The following is a 17,946-nucleotide window of genomic DNA, read 5'->3' as shown; positions in this document are numbered from 1 at the left end:
GACAGCAGAAACGGTCTCTCCCGAACCATTCTACCCTTGCGACAAACCCACCATTGCCGCTGTTAATTTGATTATAACTGAATTTCTTTTAAATGGATGCTGAATTCCGCCTTAGCCCTAACTGTCACGCTTCCAGACGGATTCCCTGTAAAGCATCGTCTCCGCAGCATTCTGTTCAGCAATGCGTTTCGAGCGGCCTTCACCCTTTTCCGGAGCAAAGCCCTTGACTGTCACTTCAACGATGAATGAAGGGTCATGGTCCGGGCCGCTGCGGCTCAGGATAACATAAGCCGGGTGAGCATTGCCTTGCTGATGTGCCCATTCCTGCAATTCAGTCTTCGCATCACGCCTTGCAGCACCTGTCTCAAGGGAGCGTTTCTGCCAATAGCGCTTTATAAAGCTGCGCGCAGCCTCAAGGCCACCATCCATATAAATTGTTGCAATCAAAGCCTCGATGACATCAGCGCGTACATTGAGCAAGCGCTTATCATTCAGCGACTTAATGTCTGAACCCGTATGAATAAGGTCTGCTAGTTTAATTTCATCGGCAATTGCCGCACAAGTTTCAGCATTGACCAGTGCATTCAGACGCACCGACAATTCGCCTTCCGGCGCATCCGGGAATTCCTCAAAAAGCATTTCGGCAACCACCAGACCAAGTACGCGATCACCAAGAAATTCAAGTCGCTCATAATTGGCACGCGATGGTGCCTGCACACTCGAGTGCGTGAGCGCACGTTCAAGCCGTTTCAGATTGAGAAAACGGTGTCCTGTGCGCTCTTGAAGAATCGACGCTGCTAAATCTGTCGAAACCATCTCAGTTTCCGGTGACAGCAGTGTGCGGCTCACCACTTACCCAAGTAAAAAGACGGCTGAACCGAACGTCAGATGGCCACTTCCAGATTTCGAGCGGGCTTGCCTTATCAGCAATCGAGAAGAAGATGATATTAGCGCGACCAACGAGATTTTCATAAGGCACGTAGCCAACACCAAATCGGCTATCGAGCGAGTTATCGCGATTGTCGCCCATCATGAAATAATGACCGGCAGGAACTTCGAATACGCGGGTATCGTCACCAATGGAATTTGGTGCAAGATCAAGCGTATCGTAAGTCACGCCATTTGGCAGTGTTTCGCGATAAACTTCAACCGGACGATTAACTTCCGTAACATCGGGATTATCAATGGTGCCAACGCGCTCACGCTTAACAGCAACATCATTGATATAAAGCACGCCGCCGCGCATCTGCACGCGGTCACCCGGAAGGCCAATCACGCGTTTGATATAATCAATATTGGTGTCGCTTGGCAGCTTGAAAACTACAACGTCGCCGCGCTTCGGTTCTGCACCCCAGATACGACCATTGAAGAGGTCAAGACCAAAAGGCAGTGAATAGCGCGAATAGCCATAGGCATATTTCGACACAAACAAATAGTCGCCTTCGAGAAGCGTCGGGCGCATTGAGCCGGACGGAATACTGAATGGCTGGAAAAGCAGGCTGCGGATAACCAGCGCCAGCAGCAGCGCCTGGACGATAACGCTGATGGTTTCGCCAATGCCACCCGATTTTTTAGTTTCACTTTTGCTGGACACGCTCATTGTATCTCCGCTTGCCGATGTGCGATCTAATAACGAGTATAATTGCTTGAAGCAATCCGCTCACGATTACCTCGCACGATTATGAGCAGGAGTTTACCTGACACAATCGCAATTGTTTTGGCGTATGCTGCTATCGCGCAACATGCACTATTCATTTTCTGAAAGGGCTTCGATAATCACGAAGGCCTGCGCGAGAGGAAAATCATCGGTAATTGTCAGATGTATGGCAGCGCGCTTGCCATGAGGCAACAAACGTTGCAATTGCTCCGCCGCACCACCAGTCAGTTTCATAGTCGGCTTGCCTGAAGGTGTATTGACCACACCCATATCGCGCCAGAAAACGCCGTTGGAAAGTCCGGTACCAAGTGCTTTGGAACAGGCTTCCTTGGCAGCAAAACGCTTGGCGTAAGATGCAGCACGTTGTTTGCGAGCCTCTGACTTCGCCTGTTCAACCTCTGTAAAAACACGCTGAATGAAACGATCACCATGCTTTTCAAGGGTCCTTTCAACGCGGCGAATATCAATCAAATCGCTGCCAATGCCGATAATCATGTTTTCTGCAGCTCCCGCTTGCTGGCCATATTATGTTTTGCGGCAAGTCGCTCTAGTTTGCGCCGACGAAATGCAGTGACCGCAAACCGTGTGACAAAATAGGCAATCACAGCAAAAATGGCTCCAAGGATTGTCGATCCGAACAGCATAGGCTTGAGCAAAGGCGTCCAGACTTCGCCGAACTTCATCGTTTGCAACGCATGGCCGAGATGCAACGGCGGTGCGCTTTCAATATCTCCGCTGATTACAAAGCGGCCAAGTTCGTAAGTGCTGCCCCAGATGAATGGAAGCGTGATTGGGTTGGCTAGCGTGGTGCCCAGTGCTGCGGCAGCAATGTTTCCAGCAAGAAAATAAGCCAGAACAATCGCTATGATGAGATGAAAGCCAAAAAACGGGGTGAAAGCCGAAAACACACCAACAGCCAACCCAGCAGCAACCGCATGGGGTGACGCAGTAATGCGCAGCACACGCTTGCCGCCATACTTAAACGAGCGAGCAAACGAGCGACGCGGCCACACCAGCGTTCTAAGACGCTCGCGGCGGGTCGGAGGATTTCGGCGTTGAAACAACATGGCTTCTCATACTGCGCTCGATGCACCGAGACAATTGTTATTATTCAACCATTGCGGAAGACAGTTTATCACGGTCTTCAGCAGACGCCGCATGCATACGTGGCAAATAGAACTTCGGCGATACACCCAGCATACGGCGAAACATTGTCGTAAAAGCAGACACACTGTCATATCCAAGATCAAGCGCTACGCTTGTTACCGCCTCGCCTTCCGTCAAACGGGGAACAGCTGCAAACAGACAAGCCTGCTGGCGCCATACCGAAAGGCTAACGCCTGTCTCACGCTGAAAATGACGGGTGAAAGACCGTCTGCTCATCGCCATTTTGTCCGCCCAGTCATCAATCGTCGCACGCGCCAGAGGAGCTTTTACAAACTCGCGACACAGCTTCTGCAACCGAATATCTGCCGGAAAGGGCAACCCAAGCGATCTTTGAGGTAGCCTATGTAAATCTCTGAGGATGAGTTCAATCACAAGCGCGTCTCTGGTTCCCGGTTCCGGGATACTGTCAACCGAAGTTGCGTCAATGATAAGACAGCGCATCAAATCCGTCAGACCAACGACATGAAGATGATCTGGCACACCTGAGATGACATCAACCGCAATATAGATCGAACGCATAAAGACATCGCCGACAATCTCGACCGAATGCTTTACGCCCGCGGGAATCCACATCGCATGATCGCCGGGGATCATCCAGCGGCCAGCCTCGGTGGTGACAAGAACGACACCCTGCGAAGCGCATAAAAGCTGCGCCCGGCTATGGCTATGCTGCGGTACGAAATAGCCATCAGGATATTTCGTCGGCAAGGCAATGACCGGACCGTCAAGGCTTTCCAGCATATCAATGCGCTGCTCGTGGAACTTTTGCAGGTCCTCACTGTTCGGCAATAAAAGCCCTGGCGGCGATTTCGGCTTCATCTGCTTTGGCCCACTCTCGAAAGTAATGGACCAAATCACGAAAGCAGGCGCGAAACAATATGATTATTAGATGGTCAGGTTAGAAATATTCGAAAACATGCGAATTTGTTTTCAGAGCTGACCTCACCACTCTACGGGAAAATCCCGTTCCAAATTATCTTCGGAGTAGGACTATGAGCACGAGTGCTGCCGAGCAGCCATCAAACAGTGCGGCGAACAATACGGTTCTCGCCATTATTCTGGCCACAAGCATGGGCCATTTCCTCAACGACATGATGCAGTCGCTGCTTCCAGCGATTTATCCAATGTTGAAGGACAATTACAGCCTATCATTCTGGCAGATTGGCTTGCTCACATTTACCTTTCAGGTGACCGCTTCGATCCTACAGCCTATCGTTGGCATTTATACAGATCGTCGTCCGATGCCTTACTCATTGCCTTTTGGCATGGGCTGCACACTGGTTGGTCTGATCCTGCTCGCAACGGCGCATCACTATACGTTCCTGCTTCTTGGCGCTGCATTCATCGGCTTTGGTTCGTCGGTATTTCATCCTGAAGCCGCACGTGTGGCACGTCTTGCATCAGGCGGTCGCCATGGTTTCGCACAGTCAATGTTTCAGGTTGGCGGCAATTTCGGCTCGTCAATTGGACCATTGCTTGCCGCCTTCATCGTGCTGCCCTTCGGTCAGTCCAGCGTATCGTGGTTTTCAATCGCCGCACTGATCGGCATGGCGCTGCTTTGGTATGTCGGAAACTGGTACAACCAGCACAATATAGCCAATAGAAGCAAGCCAAAGGCCGACACAACTCTGCCGTTGCCGCGCAAGACGGTGATCATGGCAATCTCTGTGCTCGCTATGCTGATCTTCACCAAATACGTCTATATGGCGAGCCTTACCAGCTATTACACCTTCTATACGATCAGCCATTTTGGGGTGACCGTTCAGGGCTCGCAGTTGCTGTTGTTTCTGTTCCTTGGTGCCGTTGCTGCCGGAACGATTGTTGGTGGTCCTATCGGCGATAAGATCGGCACACGCACTGTGATCTGGGTATCGATCCTCGGCATTGTGCCTTTCACACTGGCTTTGCCTTACGCAAATCTGGAGGTAACAGCAGTTCTGACGATCATTATCGGCTTTGTGTTGGCTTCGGCTTTTCCGGCAATCATTGTGTTCGCACAAGAGTTGTTGCCAGGGCGCGTTGGCATGGTCTCAGGCTTGTTCTTCGGACTGGCATTCGGTGTCGCTGGCATTGCAGCAGCGCTGCTTGGGATTGTTGCCGACCGCACCAGCATCGAGTTCGTCTATAAGATCTGCTCGTATCTGCCGCTGCTCGGTCTGTTAACAATCTTCCTGCCGAAAATGCAGAAAGCGAAATAGAAAAAAGTGGAGCACCGCTCATCCCCCAACGAACGGTGCTCCTGAGCCACTGACCTTTTGACGGCCCGGTGCAGCGGCAGCTCTGAAATAGAAGGTTATCAACTCTATTTCTTTGTTCTGGCGCATGTTGCGATATTAATCTGCAACATGCGCGTATTCTTATTTACACAGCGGAACTGAAGCCGTGCATCGTTTCTCTGCGAAACTCATCAAATGTTGCAGCAACCAGCCGGATCAGCGGCTTTCCGTCTTCGGTCGCAGTGATGACACCGTTCTGCACTTCCACCAACCCATCAGCCACCAACGGACGCAGCAGGGCTAATTCGTCAGAAAATTCAACGCCCGGTGCCGCTGTATTGAGATCAACGCGGAAGTTACACATCAGTGCTGTGATAATTCCGGCGCGCTGACGATCAACATCCCGCATGGTATAACCACGCACTGTGGCAAAGTCCCCCGCCCCAACACGTTTGCTATATTGCCCGACATCCGAAATGTTCTGCGTATATCCCCCCGGATATTGCGAAATGGACGATGGACCAAAACCAATCAACGTATTACAGCGATCAGTCGTGTAGCCCTGAAAATTACGATGCAGCGTGCCATTCTCAGCCGCAATCGCCAGAGTATCATCTGGTAAAGCAAAGTGATCGATACCAACAGCTTTGTAGCCGTGGTTGATAAAGCTTTCAGCGACAGCACTTGCCTGCGCAAAACGTTCGTCTGCATCCGGCAGAATGCTTTCATCAATCAATCGCTGATTGGCACGACGCTGCGGCAGATGTGCGTAGCCAAAGCAGGCAATGCGATCCGGCTTCATCTCTATTACACGTTCACAGGTCTCACGCAGACTTGTTACAGTCTGAAGCGGCAGACCATAGATCAGATCAAAATTAAGCCTGTTGATGCCCACTGCACGAAGCAGCGCTGCGGCTCTTGCAACAGTTTCAATTGGCTGCACACGGCCGATAGCTTTCTGCACATCAGCATTAACATCCTGCACGCCAAGACTTGCACGGTTAACGCCCATCAACGACAAGGTCTTTGCCAGAATTGGATTCACCGTACGCGGATCAAGCTCAATCGCATGTTCCATATCGGGATGGAAATCAAACGCCAGCGCAAGCGCTGCCATGATGCGTTTGAACTGCGTCGCATGCAGAATAGAAGGAGTGCCCCCACCCCAATGTAAATGCACGACCTTCGGCCGAGCCGCCAGACTTGCGCTTACAGTTTCGATCTCGCTCAAAAGAGCAGTCACGAAATTCTCAATGACATCCTCACGGACGGCCATTTTTGAATGGCAGCCACAATAGTGGCAAATCTCTTTGCAGTACGGCACATGGATATAAAGCGAAACGCTTTCCTCCGGGCCGATCTGGCGTAACCAGCGTTTTGTGTTGTCAGCAGTCGTCGGCGTGAAATCCACAGCCGTTGGAAACGAAGTGTAACGGGGAACGGCCAGCGCCGCATAACGTCTTATCGTGTCTTCATGCATGATAATCGCGCTCCCCGCTCCTGACGATCTGGCGAGAGCTTCTCACCTTTAGGCGCACTGGACGAAGACGGGCATTCTGCTGGGCAAACAGACATGATGCGGCAAGGAAGCCCACACACATGACAGCGGGTATTGTAATTGCCAGCCACAACGACACCTGTTCACCTCGTTATCATCAGGCAGCAGTTCAATAAGCTGCCTCAACTTGCACGATCAGATGTAGAGGGCATTCCGGCAACGTTCATTGATTTAAATCAACGAAACTAAAACTAAGAAGTTGCGATCAAATATTTTCCGGATCGATGCCTGCTACCGAAGCGAGCGAACGTCTGGAGAGTATCTCGACGGTATTGGAATCGATCAACTGAATGAGGCCCTGTGTTTTCAGCTTGGTGAAGCTGCGGCTCACTGTTTCAATTGTCAGGCCGAGGTAATCGGCAATGTCGGTACGGTTCATCGACAAATGCACGAGGTTCGTCTTGCCGCCGCGCTTTTCGGTACGTGCGGCGAGAACGAGAAGGAAGCTGGCAAGCTTTTCCACAGGCGCAAGACGGCCAAGAACCAGTTGATTGTCGCGTGCAGTGCGCAACGCTTCTCGCGTCATCTGATAGAGACGCTCTTTCAGCTTGGGGAAGCGATCCATCAAGCCATCCATTTCCTTTGTTGAAAATGCACAAAGGACAGATGGAGTAACCGCTTCAGCCGACTGAGAGTAAACATCGTCATCCGCCAGGCCAAGATAATCTCCAGGTACTAAAAATCCGGCAATCTGGCGACGACCATCTGGCAGCGATGTATAAATCCGCAGCATCCCCGATGTTAAGCTGAAAACACGGCGTTTTGGATCCCCCTCTTCAACCAGCATCTCGTTGGCGTCGAGTTTCTTGGATGTCATGATGGCTTCGAGCGCACCCAGATCGCCATCATCAAGCGCAGAGCAGACGGCCATGCGGCGTACATCGCAATCAACGCAAACGCCACACGGAGCCCTGTAAGGGGATTTATGATCGAAAATAAGCGGGGCAACAGCCACAACACGTTCCTAGATAGGGGGATGAGCATATCTGCGCTCGTCCCCCTAAATTAAGGGTGACAAACAAATACCGCAAAGCGCAATTTCGACGCAGGGCGCATTTTACACCACGCTAACGCAAAGCGACGGTAGAAAGCGCTTAAATATTGCGGCTACCCGGCTTAATTGCAGGAATTGCAAGGAGTTCCGGCGGTAAATTGTCAGGCGAATAGGCTGGCACTTCATATTCTGCGAGCGCGATAAGCTTCGTTCCGACGTCGGCCTTGCCTGCCGAACGATCAACGATACAGGCGGCAGCGACCACTTCGATGCCAATATCTTTCATGCAATCGATAGTTTCACGAATCGACAGGCCGGTTGTGACGATGTCTTCTACGATGACAACACGAGAACCTTTTGGCACGTCGAAGCGGCGCAAACGGAAGGTGCCGTTCTCACGCTCAACCCAAACAGATGGTACACCGAGATGACGCGAGGTTTCATATGACGGAATAAGGCCGCCGATCGCCGGACCAACCACATAGTCGATCTGTCCAAGATCAGCTGCTTTGATTTTTTCCGCTAAGGCCTTGCAAAGCGTCTCAGTCTTATCGGCATGCATGAAAACGCGTGCTTTCTGCAAAAACACAGGACTCCGAAGGCCCGAAGTCAGAATAAAATGGCCTTCGAGAATTGCTCCCGCTTCGCGGAAAACACCAAGAACGTCTTCAGTTTTCATTTTGCCTATCCATTCACACGTGTTGCGCCGCTGACGCTCGTGCTTTCCTTCAATTGAGAAATGATGCGGTTGAGATGTTTAAGATCCCACACTTCAACGTCAATAATCATTTCCGTAAAGTCTGGCGCAGTCCGCACCATCGAGAGATTATGAATATTCGCATCATTTGCCGCTGCAATCTGCGCAATTTCAGCAAGTGAGCCCGGCGAGTTGATTGCCGAGACACTGATACGTGCTGGGAAGCGCTCGTGCATCCCCTCATCAATATCCCAGCGCACGTCGATCCAGCGCTCAGGCTGGTCGTCATATGCCGTTAATGCAGGCGACTGAATTGGGTAAATCGTAATACCTGCACCGGGCTGCATGATGCCGACAATGCGGTCACCGGGAACGGCACCTTCCGGGGCAAAGCGCACCGGCAAATCGGAATTGGTACCGCGAATTGGCACAGCCTTGCGTTTCGGCTTCTCACCTTCGTCCGCAGTCGTGTCATGCGCAGCTTCAGAGCCTTCCGGCACCTTGAAAATCATGCCGGCTGCATTTTGAATGTTAAACCAGCCTTTTTCGCCGGTCTTTGCTGGGCTATTCTGCGTTGTAACACGCGTATCCTGATAATCAGGATAGACCGCTTTCACAACGTCTGTGGAAGGCAGCTCACCACGGCCGACTGCGGCCAGAACATCTTCAACTTCTTTGCGTGCCAATCGTGGAAGACTGGGTTTGAGAATATCTTTGCTGAACGATTTTCCGGCACGCTCGAAAGCGCGCTCCAGAATGCGCATTCCGAGGCCGGAATACTGCTTACGTACCGCGGAACGCGTTGCACGGCGGATAGCCGCACGTGCCTTACCGGTGGCCACAAGCGATTCCCATGCAGCAGGTGGCACCTGAGCCTTCGAGCGAATGATGTCGACTTCATCGCCGTTTTTGAGCTCAGTCATCAATGGCATAATACGACCATTGACCTTGGCGCCCACGCAACTGTCACCAATGTCGGTGTGAACAGCATATGCAAAATCGATTGGTGTCGCACCGCGTGGCAAAGCGATAAGCCTGCCCTTCGGCGTGAAGCAAAAGACCTGATCCTGAAAGAGTTCCAGTTTGGTATGTTCCAGAAACTCCTCCGGATTGTCACCTTCGGATAACTGCTCGATTGTTTGACGTAGCCATGCGTAAGCATTGGTTTCTGTCGAAATCTGATGCGGATTGCTCGCGCTCCCACGATCCTTATAGATCGAGTGAGCTGCAACACCGAATTCTGCAATTTCATCCATAACACGCGTGCGAATTTGCAATTCAATACGCTGGCGTGATGGACCGATGATAGTTGTATGCAGCGAACGATAATCGTTCTGCTTCGGTGTGGAAATGTAATCCTTGAACCGGCCTGGAACCATCGACCAGGTGGTGTGGATCAATCCGAGTGCGCGATAGCAATCCTGTGTCGATTCAACCATGACACGGAAACCGAAAATATCGGAAAGCTGCTCAAACGACAGACCCTTAGTTTCCATCTTACGGAAAACCGACCACGGCTTCTTCTGACGGCTTTTAACGCTCGCTTTGATGCCGTTCTTCTGGAAAATCTCAGACAGATCTTCTTCGATTTTCTGCAGAAGCCCACGGTTTTTTTCAAGAAGTTCTGCAAGTCTATCAGTGACCGCGCGCCACGCATCCGGGTTGATATAGCGGAATGCTAGCTCTTCGAGTTCTTCGCGCGTGTCCTGCATACCCATGCGCCCAGCCAGTGGCGCATAAATATCCATCGTTTCTTCGGCAATGCGCAAACGCTTATCTTCACGCATAACGCCAAGCGTACGCATGTTATGCAAACGATCTGCAAGCTTGACCAGAAGCACGCGCACGTCTTCAGAGATCGCAAGAAGGAGCTTACGCAAATTTTCGGCTTGTACGGCCTTTTTAGAAACCAGATCTAACTTTTTAAGCTTGGTAAGACCATCAACAAGCTTGCCAATTTCCGGGCCGAAAAGCTGATCGATTTCCTGCCGTGTGGCAGTGGTGTCTTCAATTGTGTCGTGCAGCAAAGCAATCGCAATAGTTGCTTCATCCAGATGCATATCTGTGAGGATCGCTGCGACTTCAAGCGGATGAGAAAAATATGGGTCGCCGGATGCACGCTTCTGACTGCCGTGTTTCTGCATGGCATAAACATATGCCTTGTTAAGAAGCGCCTCATTCACATCAGGCTTGTATCGCTGCACACGCTCCACAAGCTCATATTGGCGCATCATTTACAGAAACTCCTCACTTCACACGCATAAACAGCGGTCATTCTGACCAGAACTTGCTAAAAATAGAATATTTTACAAGTTTCAGAACCTGCTTTCTGAAAACAGGCTTAATTTTCAGGCGAATTCATCGTCAAAAGCGCATAGCTGTGACTTAAAAGCCCCAAAATCGCTATGCAGACCGATAAAAATATGCGCCGCAACCTTATCAGGCTACAGCGCACAAAACATTGGCGTCAGACAGACGATTAGAAGTCGTCGTTCTTCTCAGGCGCAACCAGACCTTCAATACCAGCAAGAAGCTCTTCTTCCGACATACGGTCGAAAGTGACAACGTCATCTTCACCTGCTTCTGCAATGCCTTCAGCCAGAGCATTTGAAGCATCAGCCAGAAGAGCAGGTGCAGCAGCTTCAGGTTCATCAACTTCAACATGCTTCTGAAGCGAGTGAATCAGATCTTCTTTCAGATCATCTGGCGACAGTGTTTCGTCAGCGATTTCACGCAGAGCAACAACAGGGTTTTTGTCATTGTCGCGATCGATAGTGATCTGCGCTCCCTGGGAAATCTGGCGTGCGCGGTGACCGGCCAGAAGAACCAGTTCAAAGCGGTTCTCGACCTTATCTACGCAGTCCTCAACGGTGACGCGGGCCATAGGCGGTCCCTTTCATTTCTTAAACTCTAAAGGAATTTTTCTTCGACATATCGCTTGTCGGCCGAAATTTCAAGCAAAAGCGCAATCTGCGATCATTAAGGCTCCAGCGCCGAGAAAAACAATTCGTTTTTCATTAATCTGTCTGACAAATACACGATATGGCTCAAATTGAAACAATAGATTTTTATATATTCAGGATTGCAAGACGCCAATATCTCGCATAAGTAATTAATTGTTAGCAAATAACAACCATTGGTTGCTTGTTTTTCTACAATATCTCCGTAGAACGCAATAAACGTCATTTGTAAAAATGAATACCCCCGCCGTTTGAGAAACAAATCTGAATACGCGGTCGCTGGCCCACTCCCTTACGACCGCAGAGTGGATATATTGCACGATGTTCGATTCTCGTGAAAAGATTGCGCTATTTATTGACGGTGCAAATTTATATGCAGCTTCAAAAACACTCGGTTTCGATATTGACTACCGCAAACTTTTGAAGGCCTTTCAGAAACGCGGCTATTTGCTTCGCGCATATTATTATACAGCCTTGGTTGAGGATCAGGAATATTCGTCGATTCGTCCACTCATCGACTGGCTTGATTACAACGGCTATAAGGTCGTTACCAAAGCGGCGAAAGAATTCACAGATTCAGCAGGGCGCCGTAAGGTAAAAGGCAACATGGACATCGAGCTCACTGTCGATGCTATGCAGCTCACCGATACCGTAGACCATTTTGTTATCTTTTCAGGCGATGGCGATTTCCGTTCGCTTGCAGAAGCTCTGCAACGCAGGGGCCGTAAGGTCTCCGTGGTTTCCACATTGACCACCCAACCTGCGATGATTTCTGATGAGCTACGCCGTCAGGCCGATCATTTCATTGATCTGGTTTCGCTCAAAGCTGAAATAGGTCGCGATCCATCAGAGCGCCCTCAACAGCAGCAACGTCGCCAAGATGACGATCTTGATGATGACTATTGATTGACGTCGAATACGTTTAAAAAAAGAGCGCTTAAAGCGCTCTTTTTTATTTTATAAGACTTAGCCCCGATCGCGTAACAAACGCGACTTTTCTCGATTCCAGTCGCGCTGTTTCTCAGTCTCACGTTTGTCGTGATTCTTCTTACCGCGCGCCACACCGATTTCTAGCTTTGCCCGACCACGATCATTGAAGTATAACTTCAATGGAACAACGGTCATGCCTTCGCGGGACACGGACTGGAAAATCCTCGACATTTCACGCCGGCTGATCAGAAGCTTTCGCAAGCGTCGCGGCTCGTGATTAAACCGATTTCCTTGCGTATATTCCGGAATATATGAATTAATGAGCCAAAACTCGCCATTCTCAAAGCTTGCATAGCTTTCAGCGATATTGGCCTGATTGGCACGCAGCGATTTTACCTCAGTGCCTGTCAAAACCAGACCGGCCTCAAGCGTATCGGTTATCTCGAAATTATAGCGCGCTTTACGGTTTTCAGCGACCATCTTGCGTGCAGGAGAGTTTTTCGGCTTGTTCATAATGGCACCATATAATGCGCATTGCCGGAAATGAAAACGCTCTCGCACATGCGAGAGCGTAAAAATCAATCAACCGGGCAAAAATATCAGCCTCAATTAACGAGACCAGCGTGTTTCATAGCTTCGTCGATCTTTTGAGCCGTAGCTGCTTCAATTGTTACCATCGGCGATCGCAGAACGTTTTCGATACGGCCAAGGCGCGACAGAGCATATTTCGGACCAGATGGATTAGGCTCGATGAACAGTGCCTTATGAAGCGGCATAAGATGGTCTTGCAGTTCCAGTGCCTTTGCATAATCGCCAGCCTGGCAAGCATCCTGAAACTCTGCACACAGACGTGGAGCAATATTTGATGTCACGGAGATACAGCCGACACCACCATGCGCGTTGAAACCAAGCGCTGTCGCATCTTCACCCGACAGCTGGATAAAGTCCTTGCCGCAGGTCAAACGCTGTTCTGAGACGCGTTCGATCTTGCCTGTCGCATCCTTCACACCGATGATGTTCTTATGATCGCGCACGAGCGCACCCATTGTCTCTGGTGTCATATCAATGATGGAGCGGCCCGGGATATTATAGATCACGAGCGGGATAGAAATTGAACGCGCAACACGCGAGAAGTGCTCATAGAGACCGCGCTGGTTTGGTTTATTATAATAAGGCGTTACGACGAGAACAGCATCCGCACCCGCTTTTTCGGCATGCTGGGCAAGCTCGATCGCTTCAACCGTATTATTCGATCCTGCACCTGCAATAACCGGCACACGACCAGCTGCAACTTCGATGCAAACCTCAATAACGCGCTTATGCTCATCATGAGAAAGCGTTGGGGTTTCGCCAGTGGTACCAACAGGAACGAGGCCTTTTGTGCCTTCTTCAATCTGCCAGTTCACGAAGTCACGAAAGGCTTTCTCGTCGAACGCTCCTTCACTATCGAATGGCGTGACAAGTGCGGTAATCGAGCCTTTCAGCATCAGTGAACTCCTGAGAAATAAAGACGATCCTTACGTTATAATCCTGACATGAAATAAACCAGAATGACTGTAAGGCGATGCACCATAATCTCGGACTTGAAATCCGGCAAGCGGGGGGACGGCGCAAATCTGCTTTCAAATGACAGTTTTAAGAAAAAACTTAGCGGCCTTCGCTTAGACGGCTAGCCCCGACGCATTCGGGCACAGCATGACAGGCAATTTGCTATCAAAGTGTAATATAACTCTTTATTAACCAATACTTCATGCATCGGGATCATAGTCTTTGCCAGGCAAACCTAGTCCGCAATCAGGCTTATAAAAGCCAGATTCAAAAAATAGTCTGCTCACACAAACGTATTTTATTCGCGTTAGATCATGCGTAAGAAAAATTTGGATATGTCACTAAAGCAAAGAATGCTCAGCTCGGGCAGATTGGTTATTGCTACCTCGCTTTTCGCGGGACAGCTAGGCGCGGCCTATGCGCAATCATCTTTGCCGACCGAGATTCCAACTCCGCTTGCGCGCCCATTCGCCCCTGCGGCTACACATGAATCCCCTATTAATCTGGTCACACCAAAAGCGAGGCCTGCCACGCCGGACCCGGTTATTACTTCGTCATTCAATCGCGTTGAGAACCCTGCTGCGATCAGTGGAACTCTGAAAACCGGCCTCGACGCGCTCTACTCTCGCGATGTCGTTGGCGCGATCGCCTATCGTAACGGCATGACAAAAGGCTCGCTCGACCGCCAGATTTTGACGTGGTCGATAGCAACTTCTGGCATAAGCGGTGTGCCAAGCGCTGAAATTGCAGCCGCAGCAGCCGAACTTCCTGGCTGGCCCGGGATGAGTGCTTTGCGTCGCAATTCAGAGCGCGCACTTTTCAAAGAAGATGCGCCTGCGTCAACGGTTATCGCGACCTTCGGCAATACGCAGCCGCAGACCACCGAAGGCATGATTGCACTTGCCCGCGCTTACGTGGCTAATGGCAACAAAACAAAAGCCCATCAGCTTCTAGCGCCTTGGTGGGCGAAAGAACGCCTGTCTGCTGAAGATGAGGCAAGAGTACTTAAAGAGTTCTCGACCGTTCTGACACGCGAAGATCACCAGCGCCGTCTTCTGCGTTCGCTGTATAATGATCGTTTGCAGTCGGCGAAACTTCTATCGGGTCCAGCTCAGGCGCAGTCGCTTTACAACGCTTTTGCAGCCCTCTCGCAAAAATCGAAGAATACTGCCAAGGCTATCGCTGATGTTGATAAATCATGGCACTCAAACCCCGTCTATGCGTTCTTGCAGATACGCTATCTGCGTCGTGCAGATCGTTTTGATGATGCCACAGCTCTGATGCTAAAGGCTCCCAAGGATGCTTCATCTTTGGTGGATCCTGATGCCTGGTGGGTTGAGCGCCGCATTCTCTCGCGTGAACTTCTGGATATAAACAAGCCTCAGCTCGCTTACAGGCTTGTGGCAGCGCATGCCGCAGAATCACCGACAATGGCTGCGGAAGCAGAGTTTCATGCCGGTTGGTATGCCCTTCGCTCACTCAAACAGCCGAAACTTGCTGCGCCACACTTCGCAAAGATTGCGGAAATTTCCTCGCGACCAATTTCCGCGTCCCGCGCCTATTATTGGCTTGGTCGCGCGGCGGAAGCTGGTGCAGGTGGCGACGCAACTGCATACTACCGTCGTTCTGCACATTTCGGCACGACGTTCTACGGACAGCTTTCTGCAGCCCGCTTAAACGAAAAAGCGCCAGAACTGGCTTATCCAAAGCCTTCAGATGCTGAGCGTATACGCTTTTCAGGCCGCCCTGCGGTCCATGCCATCAGGCGTCTCGAGCAGATCGGCTATGGCAATCGTGCGACAGCACTTTACACGCAACTCTCACAAGAATTGAACAGCGTTGGAGAGCTGGCACTCCTTGCGGTGATGGCAGAGAAAAATGAAAACCATTATCTCGCATTGCGCGTCGGCAAGAATGCTGCCTTCCGTGGACTGGATGTCGGAGCACTGTCGCATCCTGTTGGAGCAATTCCGGCCAATGCCAACATCAGTGGCTCAGGCAAAGCGCTTGCTTATGCAATTGCGCGTCAAGAAAGTGAATTTAACATCGGAGCGGTGTCTAAAGCTGGAGCACGTGGCTTGCTTCAATTGATGCCAGCAACCGCAAAAAGCGTCGCTACGCGCAATGGAATGACCTATTCAGATCAGAGACTTACAAGTGATGCAGCTTACAATGCCACGCTCGGAGCTCATTTCCTTGGCGAACAACTCGACCGCTTCAACGGCTCCTATGTACTAACCTTTGCAGGCTACAATGCCGGTCCACGCAGGGCGAGTGAATGGGTTGAACGATATGGCGATCCACGTGGCAAGTCGATTGAAGAAGTGGTCGACTGGATCGAACGCATCCCCTTCTCTGAAACGCGCAATTATGTTCAGCGTGTTATGGAAAACTATGAAGTTTATAAAGCACGCCTGACAGGCAGCGCTGATATCAAAACTGACCTGATTTCTGGCAGACGATAAAGACAGAGTTTAAAACGTCCAAGTTTTTATACGAAAGACGTTTTAAACCTCCTTTTTCTTTGAACGCGTCGTAGCCTTTGTTTTTGCTGCTGTTCTCTTCGGCTTCGCACTGCGCTTTTTGGCGCTCGCAGATTCAGCTTCAGCCAGTTTGGCCGCCTGCCCTATCCAGTCTTCACGCGTCACGCGACCTGCAAAGCCAATGTTGCGCTCAATCCAGCCAGCCTGGTCCATGTTCCATTGTGCTATTTGCGCGTAATGGAAAATGCCGAGCTTATTTAGCTTGGCTTCGATTGCATTCCCGATACCATTAATTACAGTCAGAGCATCCGGCTTACCGCGCAACGGAGCATCCAACAATTCCGGCCTATCAGCTTCGACAACAACGACAACCGTTTCCTTGATTTGCGCTTCCTCTGGCTCCTCGGGAGCCGAAGGAAGCTCAGCTTTCGGCTCATCTTGAAGCGGATCGACCGCTACCTCGACCTGCTTTGCCTCAGTCTCTTCAGCTACGGCTTCTTTCGCTGGTGCTAATGGCTCTGGCTTTTCGTCTAATGCAGGCGTCGAGAGCGCAGCCGCGACGACGATATCTTCTCTAATTTTATCAGCAGGTTTTCTACCTTTAAGCAGGCGACCCAAAATGCAGCCAATTACAAAAGCAACGGCAATGAGTATCGCCAATTGAACAATCAACATCGGCATTAAGGTTTCCTCTTACTCTACGCATCTGCACGCGGCTTCAACCACGGCAATCAATAAAACGCTGCGCAATTCACCCAACGGCAACTCACTTAGAAGCCGTCAGCCACCCAACTGCCAATCCAATCAGACCCGACAACAAAAGTACGGGCCAAAACATCTCTGCAAGATAAAGCATTTAAAACTCGCCTGCCAACCGAACCGAAGCACTTTCCTTATGTATAGGAAAGGCACCGAAGCCTCCGCTGTCAATCAGACAATACGAACAAACGGGGGATGAGTGCGTTAAATTATGCAATGCAATCAGAACTTCGTAATATTAGAGCCCGCTAAGCTCAAGCCATGAGGCAACGGCCCATTCAATTCCGCGCTAAGGGCATTGAGAGCGCTATCATCGCTGACTTTTCCTTTAACTGACAATTTAGCTTCGGATATTTCTATCTCTGCATCGGTCAGTTTTTTCGCGAGATCAATGGCGAAAAGAACACGCTGTTCAAATTCGGGCTGCGCACCGCGCGCGAGCGCCATTTGATCATCGACTAACATGCCCGAGCCGATAGATTCCGCTGCATTCATAATTTTATCGCGCATGGAATTATCAGGAATATAACCTGAGAGGACAATTCCTTCACCGCCTTGGGTGAATTTGAAAACATACGGGCTGGCGGATTGAAGAACAGTCGTAAGATCCGAAAAATCACCAATACCGCGAAGCTTTTGCACAGCCTGAACTGCTGCGCGCTGAGATTCTGGATCAGGCGCCATGCCCTTCAGAACGACATCACGACCATCAACATCGAAGCCAGTCCATACGTAAGGTGAAAGCGCTTGCGCTGCCCGCGCGCTGATATCGGCCTCGACCCTATCCGCACCAAACCAGAGCGCTAGAGATGTCAGCGCTGCGGTCCATGTCAAAGCTGGCCAAAACCATTTCAGCATAAAATCAGAACTCCGATGTCGTGTGACCTATAGAATGAGCCCTAACAAACTAACCCGCTGATCAATACAAGAGCGACGCCGGATTTTCAAACCGTAGACAACAAAAAACCCGACAGCGA

At 50.5% G+C, this 17,946-nt stretch carries 17 protein-coding genes; 3 read left to right on the top strand and 14 right to left on the bottom strand.

All coding sequences use genetic code 11. The features are described 5' to 3' along the window. Positions 1–117 precede the first annotated feature (117 nt). The 5 genes from rnc to RI570_RS09790 form a co-directional block, all read right to left on the bottom strand. The gene (rnc, locus tag RI570_RS09810; protein ID WP_313828235.1) at positions 118–816 is read right to left on the bottom strand and encodes a ribonuclease III; all 699 of its coding nucleotides are present in this window, start codon (positions 814–816) and stop codon (positions 118–120) included. 1 nt (position 817) lies between these two features. Further along, positions 818–1,600 (bottom strand): signal peptidase I, encoded by a 783-nt coding sequence (lepB, locus tag RI570_RS09805; protein ID WP_250039496.1) that lies wholly within the window; start codon positions 1,598–1,600, stop codon positions 818–820. Between the two features lie 147 nt (positions 1,601–1,747). Continuing rightward, positions 1,748–2,152: a holo-ACP synthase gene (gene acpS / locus RI570_RS09800; RefSeq protein ID WP_313828233.1), complete on the bottom strand. Its 405-nt coding sequence runs from the start codon at positions 2,150–2,152 to the stop codon at positions 1,748–1,750. Beyond that, positions 2,149–2,724, bottom strand: coding sequence for a type IV secretion system effector BspA (gene bspA, locus RI570_RS09795; protein WP_313828232.1), 576 nt, complete (start codon positions 2,722–2,724; stop codon positions 2,149–2,151). The genes acpS and bspA overlap by 4 nt, the downstream gene beginning before the upstream one ends. A gap of 40 nt (positions 2,725–2,764) precedes the next feature. Further along, positions 2,765–3,613: a helix-turn-helix transcriptional regulator gene (locus RI570_RS09790; RefSeq protein ID WP_313828618.1), complete on the bottom strand. Its 849-nt coding sequence runs from the start codon at positions 3,611–3,613 to the stop codon at positions 2,765–2,767. A gap of 203 nt (positions 3,614–3,816) precedes the next feature. On the opposite strand from RI570_RS09790, the gene RI570_RS09785 reads away from it, so the two are divergent. After that, positions 3,817–5,022, top strand: coding sequence for an MFS transporter (locus RI570_RS09785; RefSeq protein WP_313828231.1), 1,206 nt, complete (start codon positions 3,817–3,819; stop codon positions 5,020–5,022). Between the two features lie 163 nt (positions 5,023–5,185). Here RI570_RS09785 and hemN read toward each other — a convergent pair whose 3' ends face one another. The 5 genes from hemN to rpoZ all read right to left on the bottom strand — a co-directional run bounded on the left by hemN (position 5,186) and on the right by rpoZ (position 11,173). Beyond that, complete coding sequence (gene hemN, locus RI570_RS09780) at positions 5,186–6,520, bottom strand: oxygen-independent coproporphyrinogen III oxidase (RefSeq protein WP_313828230.1); 1,335 nt, start codon at positions 6,518–6,520, stop codon at positions 5,186–5,188. 283 nt (positions 6,521–6,803) lie between these two features. Further along, on the bottom strand, positions 6,804–7,469 hold the full coding sequence (locus RI570_RS09775; RefSeq protein WP_313828617.1) for a helix-turn-helix domain-containing protein: 666 nt from the start codon (positions 7,467–7,469) through the stop codon (positions 6,804–6,806). A 223-nt stretch (positions 7,470–7,692) separates the two neighbouring features. Beyond that, positions 7,693–8,271, bottom strand: coding sequence for an orotate phosphoribosyltransferase (pyrE, locus tag RI570_RS09770; protein WP_313828229.1), 579 nt, complete (start codon positions 8,269–8,271; stop codon positions 7,693–7,695). Between the two features lie 5 nt (positions 8,272–8,276). Beyond that, positions 8,277–10,523, bottom strand: coding sequence for a bifunctional (p)ppGpp synthetase/guanosine-3',5'-bis(diphosphate) 3'-pyrophosphohydrolase (locus tag RI570_RS09765; protein ID WP_313828228.1), 2,247 nt, complete (start codon positions 10,521–10,523; stop codon positions 8,277–8,279). A gap of 245 nt (positions 10,524–10,768) precedes the next feature. Then, positions 10,769–11,173 carry a DNA-directed RNA polymerase subunit omega gene (gene rpoZ, locus RI570_RS09760; RefSeq protein ID WP_313828227.1) on the bottom strand — a complete coding sequence of 135 codons (405 nt, stop codon included), beginning with the start codon at positions 11,171–11,173 and terminating at the stop codon, positions 10,769–10,771. A 397-nt stretch (positions 11,174–11,570) separates the two neighbouring features. On the opposite strand from rpoZ, the gene RI570_RS09755 reads away from it, so the two are divergent. Beyond that, on the top strand, positions 11,571–12,155 hold the full coding sequence (locus tag RI570_RS09755) for an NYN domain-containing protein (RefSeq protein ID WP_313828226.1): 585 nt from the start codon (positions 11,571–11,573) through the stop codon (positions 12,153–12,155). A gap of 60 nt (positions 12,156–12,215) precedes the next feature. Here RI570_RS09755 and smpB read toward each other — a convergent pair whose 3' ends face one another. Then, positions 12,216–12,692, bottom strand: a complete 477-nt coding sequence (gene smpB, locus RI570_RS09750; RefSeq protein ID WP_310010628.1) for an SsrA-binding protein SmpB — start codon at positions 12,690–12,692, stop codon at positions 12,216–12,218. Positions 12,693–12,784: 92 nt separating this feature from the next. Continuing rightward, positions 12,785–13,666 (bottom strand): 4-hydroxy-tetrahydrodipicolinate synthase, encoded by an 882-nt coding sequence (dapA, locus tag RI570_RS09745; RefSeq protein ID WP_313828224.1) that lies wholly within the window; start codon positions 13,664–13,666, stop codon positions 12,785–12,787. A 396-nt stretch (positions 13,667–14,062) separates the two neighbouring features. Here dapA and RI570_RS09740 point away from each other — a divergent pair, with 396 nt between their 5' ends. Beyond that, positions 14,063–16,192 carry a lytic transglycosylase domain-containing protein gene (locus RI570_RS09740; RefSeq protein ID WP_409558634.1) on the top strand — a complete coding sequence of 710 codons (2,130 nt, stop codon included), beginning with the start codon at positions 14,063–14,065 and terminating at the stop codon, positions 16,190–16,192. Between the two features lie 42 nt (positions 16,193–16,234). Here the strand turns inward: RI570_RS09740 and RI570_RS09735 are convergent, their stop codons facing one another. After that, a complete protein-coding gene (locus tag RI570_RS09735) occupies positions 16,235–16,891 on the bottom strand; it encodes an endonuclease (RefSeq protein ID WP_313828223.1) in 657 nt (218 codons plus the stop codon). Between the two features lie 300 nt (positions 16,892–17,191). Continuing rightward, positions 17,192–17,827, bottom strand: a complete 636-nt coding sequence (locus tag RI570_RS09730; protein ID WP_313828222.1) for a BON domain-containing protein — start codon at positions 17,825–17,827, stop codon at positions 17,192–17,194. Positions 17,828–17,946 lie beyond the last annotated feature (119 nt).

The organism is Brucella pseudogrignonensis (assembly GCF_032190615.1).
In the GTDB taxonomy this organism is placed as follows: domain Bacteria; phylum Pseudomonadota; class Alphaproteobacteria; order Rhizobiales; family Rhizobiaceae; genus Brucella; species Brucella pseudogrignonensis_B.
This window is presented reverse-complemented; position numbering and strand designations above follow the sequence as displayed.